This window comes from Thermomonas flagellata (genome assembly GCF_022419185.1).
GTDB classification, from domain to species: domain Bacteria; phylum Pseudomonadota; class Gammaproteobacteria; order Xanthomonadales; family Xanthomonadaceae; genus Thermomonas; species Thermomonas flagellata.
The window spans coordinates 147,340-153,669 of record NZ_JAJOZK010000008.1 but is presented as its reverse complement, the minus strand read 5'-3'; the positions used below and the strand labels follow the sequence as shown (position 1 = coordinate 153,669).

General features: G+C 75.2%; 4 protein-coding genes and 1 pseudogene. All 5 read right to left on the bottom strand.

Features of this window, described 5'->3' with window-relative positions; translation table 11 throughout:
* Nucleotides 1-117 precede the first annotated feature (117 nt).
* A complete protein-coding gene (gene lpxK, locus ML340_RS09165) occupies nucleotides 118-1,134 on the bottom strand; it encodes a tetraacyldisaccharide 4'-kinase (RefSeq protein ID WP_240098904.1) in 1,017 nt (338 codons plus the stop codon).
* Nucleotides 1,131-2,870 carry a lipid A export permease/ATP-binding protein MsbA gene (msbA, locus tag ML340_RS09160; protein WP_338064427.1) on the bottom strand — a complete coding sequence of 580 codons (1,740 nt, stop codon included), beginning with the start codon at nucleotides 2,868-2,870 and terminating at the stop codon, nucleotides 1,131-1,133. The genes lpxK and msbA overlap by 4 nt, the downstream gene beginning before the upstream one ends.
* Complete coding sequence (locus tag ML340_RS09155) at nucleotides 2,867-3,301, bottom strand: ExbD/TolR family protein (RefSeq protein ID WP_240098903.1); 435 nt, start codon at nucleotides 3,299-3,301, stop codon at nucleotides 2,867-2,869. The genes msbA and ML340_RS09155 overlap by 4 nt, the downstream gene beginning before the upstream one ends.
* 10 nt (nucleotides 3,302-3,311) lie before the next feature.
* A complete protein-coding gene (locus ML340_RS09150) occupies nucleotides 3,312-3,935 on the bottom strand; it encodes a MotA/TolQ/ExbB proton channel family protein (protein ID WP_338064428.1) in 624 nt (207 codons plus the stop codon).
* Nucleotides 3,829-6,327, bottom strand: a pseudogene (locus ML340_RS09145) (DNA internalization-related competence protein ComEC/Rec2); the annotation flags it as partial. The pseudogene ML340_RS09145 and the gene ML340_RS09150, both read right to left, overlap by 107 nt.
* Nucleotides 6,328-6,330: the final 3 nt, after the last annotated feature.

Below are 6,330 nucleotides of genomic sequence, written 5' to 3'. Positions count from 1 at the left end.
AGAAGGTTGCCCTCGTGGCTTGCATGCGCAAGCTGCTGACCGTGCTCAATGCCATTGCAAGGCACCGCTCCAGCTGGGACTTGACTCTTCATCACGCTTGACTGCCAAGACGGTTGCTCAGCCGCGCGCCGGCAGCGCGGCGTCGAGCGCGGCCCAGAACCCGGCCGGCAGGCGCGCTTCGACCGGCACCGCGTACCAGTCGGCCGCCGCCAGCGGCGCGCACTTGACCGCATCCTTCTCGGTCATCAGCACCGGCAAGGCGCTGGCGAAGGCGAAGTCCTCGCGCCGGTAGGCATGGTGGTCGGGGAAGGCATGCGGGACCACCAGGATCCCGAGCGCGCGCAGGGCGGCGAAGAACCGCTCGGGGTCGCCGATCCCGGCCACCGCGTGCACCCGCCGCCCGGCGAACGCGGCCAGCGGCAGCGCGCGCCCGCCCGCCAGCGGCAGCGCGTCGCCCAGCACGAGCTCCATCGGCCATTCCTGGCCGGCGCCCGCCGGGATCGCCGGCAGCGGCTCGGTGCCGACGTTCACCACCCGCAACGTGCAGTCCGCAGCGCGCTCGAGTGGCTCGCGCAGAGGCCCGGCCGGCAGCAGGCGGCCATTGCCGTAGCGGCGACGGGCGTCCACCACCTCGATCTCGAGGTCGCGCGCCAGCCGGTAGTGCTGCAGGCCGTCGTCGCACAGCACGATGTCGCAGCCGGCCGCCGCCAGCGCGGCGGCGGCGGCGGCGCGGTCGCGGTCCACCCGCACCGGCATCCCGGTGCGGCGCGCCAGCAGCAGTGGCTCGTCGCCGACCAGGGCGGGATCCGCCTCGGGCGTGACCCAGCGCGCGATCCCGGGCTCACGCCGGCCGTGGCCGCGGCTGGCGATCCCCGGGCGCCAGCCGGCGTCGCGCAGGTGCGCAGCGATCGCCGCCACCAGCGGGGTCTTGCCGCTGCCGCCGGCGACCAGGTTGCCGACCACCAGCACCGGCACGCCGGGATGCCGGACGCGCCGCCAGCCGCGGCGGTAGGCGGCGCGCCGCAACGCCACCAACGCGCCATACAGCGGCGCCAGCAGCCGCGCCCAGCGCGGCACCGGCGCCTCCCCGTACCACCAGGCCGGCGCCTGCGCGAGGCGGCGGCCTGCGCTCATGCCGGCTCCCGGAACTGCATCGCATGCAGGTGCGCATACACCCCGCCGCGCGCCAGCAGCTCGGCATGTGTGCCTTGCTCGACCAGCCGGCCCTCGTCCAGCACCAGCACCTGGTCGGCATGCTCGATGGTGGACAGCCGATGCGCGATGATCAGGGTCGTGCGGTGCGGGATCAGGCGCGCCAGCGCCTCCTGCACCAGCCGCTCGGAGGCATTGTCGAGCGCCGCGGTGGCCTCGTCGAGGATCAGGATCGGCGCATCCTTGAGCATCGCGCGCGCGATCGCCAGGCGCTGGCGCTGGCCGCCGGAGAGCTTGCCGCCCTTGGCCCCGATGTGGCCGTGCAGGCCGCCGGGCAGGCCGGCCACGAACTCGGCGGCGTTGGCGTCCTGCACCGCGGCGGCGATCCGCGCCTCGTCGCTGCCTTCCAGCTCGCCGTAGGCCACGTTCTGCGCCACGCTGCCGTCGAACAGCAGCACGTGCTGGCCGACCATCGCGATCTGCCGGCGCAGATCCGCCAGCGGGTAGTCGGTGAGCGGGTGCCCGTCGAGCAGGATCTGCCCAGCCGCCGGCTCGTAGAAGCGCGGGATCAGCCGCGCCAGGGTGGACTTGCCGCTGCCGGAGCGGCCGACGACCGCGGTCACCGTGCCCGGGCGCGCGACGAAGCTGACGTCGCGCAGCGCCGGCGTCGCGCTGCCCTCGTAGCGCGCGTCCACGTGGCGGAACTCGATCAGCCCCTGCGCGCGCGCCAGCGGGCGGGTGCCGGCGTCGCGCTCGGGCTCGGCGTCGAGCACCGCGAACACGCGGTCGGCCGAGCTGATGCCCCGCTGCAGCATGCTCTGCACGTTGGTCAGCTGGCGCAGCGCCGGCACCAGGCTGACCATCGCGGTCATCAGGGTCATGAAGTCGCCGGCGGTCAGGCGGCCGTGCTGCGCCTCGCGCCCGGCCACCACCAGCATCACCGCCACCCCGATCGCGCCGAGCACCTGCACCAGCATCGACAGGGTGCCACGGGTGACCTCGATCTTCAGCGCCAGCCGCAGGTTGCGCCAGGTCTCCGCGGCGTAGCGCGCCAGCTCCGCCGCCTGCGCGCCGTAGGCCTTGACGTCCTGCTGCGCGTGCAGGGCCTGGTCCGCGCCCTGCAGCATGCGCGCCGATGACTCCTGGATCTCGTGGTTGAGCATGCGGTAGCGCTGCCCCACCCGGCTCATCATCCACGCCAGCGCCGGCGCCAGCAGCAGCAGCACCAGCGATACCCGCCAGCTGGTCCAGACCATCACCGCGAGGGTGGCGAGGATGCCCAGCACGTTGCTGACCATCACCTTGAGCGCGTCCACCGCGGCCTGCGCGACCTGCTCGCTGTCGGTGCCGAGCCGGGTCAGCATCGACGGCACCGGCTCGGCGTCGAAGCGCGCGCCCGGCAGGCGCAGGTACTGCGCCATCAGGCGCAGGCGCAGGTCGCGCGCAACCCCGCGCCCGGCGCGCGCGATGGTGTAGTCCGAGACCAGCCCGAACAACCCGCGCGCCAGCAGCAGCAGCACCAGCCCGCCCGGCAGCCAGTAGCTGAACACGTGACGGACGAAGATGTCGTCCACGATCGGCCCGAGCAGCTTCAGGGTGCCGGCGCTGGCGCCCGCCTCCAGCGCCATCGCCAGCATGCCGGCAGCGATCAGCCCCCAATACGGGCGTGCGTAGCCGCGCAGGCGGCGGTAGGTGGCGGACGGTGCGGCGCTGCTCACGGCGCGGCGGCATCCCGCGGCGACGGCGCGGTCGCGATCGCGACCTCGCGGAAGCCGAGCTGGCCGAGTGCCTCCAGCGCGGTGACCACCGCCTGGTGCGGGGTGCGCGCGTCCGCGCGCAGCAGTACCGGGCGCGCGCGGTCGTCGCCGGCGACCTCCTGCAGGGTGGCCTTGAGCGAGGCCAGGTCGGGCCGCAGCGCCTCGCGGTCGCTGACGAAGTAGCGGCCCTGCGCGTTGACCAGCACGCTCAGCGGCTGCACCTTCGGCTCCGCCGGCTGGCCGTCGGCACGCGGCAGCTCCAGCTTGAGCACCGAGCGCGCGTCGAAGGTGGTGGTGACCACGAAGAAGATCAGCAGGCACAGCATCACGTCGATCAACGGCACCAGGTTGATGTCCGGCACGTCGTCCTGGCGGAAGTCCTGGATGCGCATGCGCGCCGCCTCAGCCCGCCCGCGGCGCGCGCGCGGCCAGCACGTCGGACAGGCGCATCGCCTCGTGCTCCATGTCGACGATGTAGGCCGCGATGCGGCCGCGGAAGTAGCGGTGGAAGATCAGCGCCGGCACCGCCACCACCATCCCGGTGGCGGTGCAGATCAGCGCCTTGCCGATCCCGCCGGCGAGCTGGCTGGCGTCGCCGATGCCGTGGTCGAGGATGCCGAGGAACATCTCGATCATGCCGACCACGGTGCCGAACAGGCCGAGCAGCGGGCCGACCGCGGCGATCGTACCGAGGGTGTTGAGGTAGCGCTCCATGCGGTGCACCAGGTGGCGGCCGACGTCCTCCACCCGCTCGCGGATCACCTCGCGGCCGCGGTCGCGCACGTCCAGTTCCGCCGCCAGCAGCGCCCCGAGCGGAGAGTTGGCGCGCAGGGTCTCGATGTGCGCCGGCTCCAGCGCGTCGCCGCGCGCGGCCACCCACTCGCGCACTTCCTGCCCCAGCCCGGGCGGGAGCACGCGGTCGCGGCGCAGGCTCCAGAAGCGTTCGACGATGATCGCCAGGGCCACCGCCGACAGCAGCAGCAGCGGGATCATGGGCCAACCGCCGGCCCGCACCAGTTCCAGCACTTCGATCCTCCGGCCCGGCGGGCCGTGGCCAATCCGGCGCGTAGCATAGCCCAGCCTCCCTGCCGCGACGGCGCACGCCATCCCACAACCGCGGCTGCGCCATGCGTTGCTCGCGCACGTGCACCCCGCCGGCATCCAGCCACACCCGCAGCGCGCCGCTGCGCGCGGTGTCCAGCACCTCCGCGCCGGCCGCGCACCAGCGCGCGACCACGGCCGGGCGCGGATGCCCGAAGCGGTTGCCGGCACCGGAGGACACCAGCGCCAGGCGCGCGCCGGTGGCGGCGACGAACGCCGGGTCGGAGGAGCCGGCGCTGCCGTGGTGCGGCACCAGCACTACGTCGCTGCGCAGCACACGCGGATCGGTCCGCAGCAGGCGGCGCTCCACGTACTGGCCGATGTCCCCGCTCAGCAGCGCGCTGGCGCGGGCCGTCTCGATCCGCAGCACGCAGCCGGCCTCGTTGCCGAGATAGGGGAAGTCCGGCGGCGGATGCAGCAGGCGGAACACCACCCCGTCCCAGCGCCACGCCTGCCCGACGCGGCAATCCTGCAGCCCCGGAGCCGGGCTCCCGGCCGGCGCCAGCAGCGCCAGCACCGGCACGGCGCGCGCGACCGCGGCGAACCCGCCGGCATGGTCGCCGTCGCCGTGGCTGAGCACCACCGCGTCCAGGCGGCCGATGCCGAGCGCGCGCAGCACCGGCAACACCGCGCGCGCGCCTGCGTCGTAGCCGTCCGCCTGCGCCGGCCCGGCATCGAACAGCAGCACGTGGCGGGCAGTGCGCACCACCACCGCCAGGCCCTGGCCGACGTCCACCACGACCAGTTCCGCCGCGCCCACCGCCGGCGCCGCGCGCGCCGGGTGCAGCAGCGGCAGCCACAGGCACAGCGCAAGCGAACGCCCGGGAATCCCGCGCGGCAGTAGCAGCCAGACCGTGCCGGCCAGCGCCAGCGGCAGCGCGTACCAGGCCGGCTGCGGGAGCCAGACCATGGCCAGCGGGCCGTCGGCCAGCCGCTCCAGCAGCGGCCACGCCAGATCGAACGCGCGCGCCGCCAGCCACCATGGCCAGGCGCCGGCGCCCGGCCACAGGGTCTCGGCCAGCACCCCAAGCAGCGCCAGCGGGATCACCACCAGGCTCCACCACGGCACCGCCAGCAGATTGGCCAGCGGCCCCACCAGCGAAGCCTGGCCGAACAGGACCACGGTCAGCGGCAGCAGGCCGAGGCTGGCCACTGCCTGCGCCGCGAGGAAGCCGTGCAGCCAGCCCCACGGCCCGGGCCAGCGCACGGGCAGGCTCCACAGCAGCCAGGCCACGCCGGCAAAGCTCAGCCAGAACCCCGCGCCGAGCAGCGCCAGCGGATCCAGCAGCACCAGCACGATCGCCCCCAGCGCGAGCGCGTCCCAGCGCCGCAGGTGGCGGCGCAGCACCCGCGCCAGCGCGACCACCGCGATCATCAGCGCGGTGCGCACGGTCGGCACCGCCCAGCCGGTGATGGCCGCGTAGGCGAAGCCACCCGCGGCGGCGGCCAGCGCGACCGCGAACGGCCGCGGCCAGCGCCGCGCCAGGCCAGGCAGCCACCACCACAACGCGCCCGCCAGCAGCGCGAAGAAGCCGGCCACCAGCCCGACATGGAACCCGGAGATCGCCACCAGATGGGTCAGGCCGGCCGCGCGCAGGCGCGCCCAGTCGGCCTCCTCGAGGCCGCGGGTGTCGCCGAGCGCCAGCGCCCGCACGAAGCGCGCCGACGGCCCAGCGACCGCGGCGGCGATCCGTGCCGACATCCGTTCGCGCCAGGCCTGCACGCCGGTCGCGGGTGCCAGTGGCCGCGCCAGCGCCGGCGCCGCGACATGGCCGCTCGCCGCGATGCGGTCGAGCAGGGCGTGCTTCTCGCCGTCGATCCCGCCGGGATTGCGCAGCCCGCGCGGCGCCTGCAGCCGCACCGGCAGGCGCCAGCGGCTGCCGGCCGCCAGTGGCGGCGTCTGTTCGCCGGGAGCGAGGTACCAGGCCAGGCGCAGGCGCCGACCGCGCAGGGCCGGGTTCTGCGTTGCGCCGGCATCGACCTGCAGGTCGAAGCGGATCCGCCGCGGTTCGCGCCGCGGCAGGTCGAGCACCCGCCCGTCCACCCACAGCGTGCGCCCGGCCAGCGCCGGCGGCAGTTGCGCCTCCAGCGCGGACTGTGCCTGCGCCGACGCCAGCGCCGCGCCCAGCAGCACGATCCCCGCCCAGCGCCAGCGCCAACTGCGCGCCAGCAGGCACAGCCCGAGCAGCCCGGCACCGCCCCACAGCGCGGTCGGCGGCAGCCGCGGCAGCGCGAGCAGGCCACCGGCACCGGCCAGCAGGCAAACCGCGGCCAACGGGCCAAACAGCGGTCGCGGCGCTGGCGGGTCGGTGGTCACCGG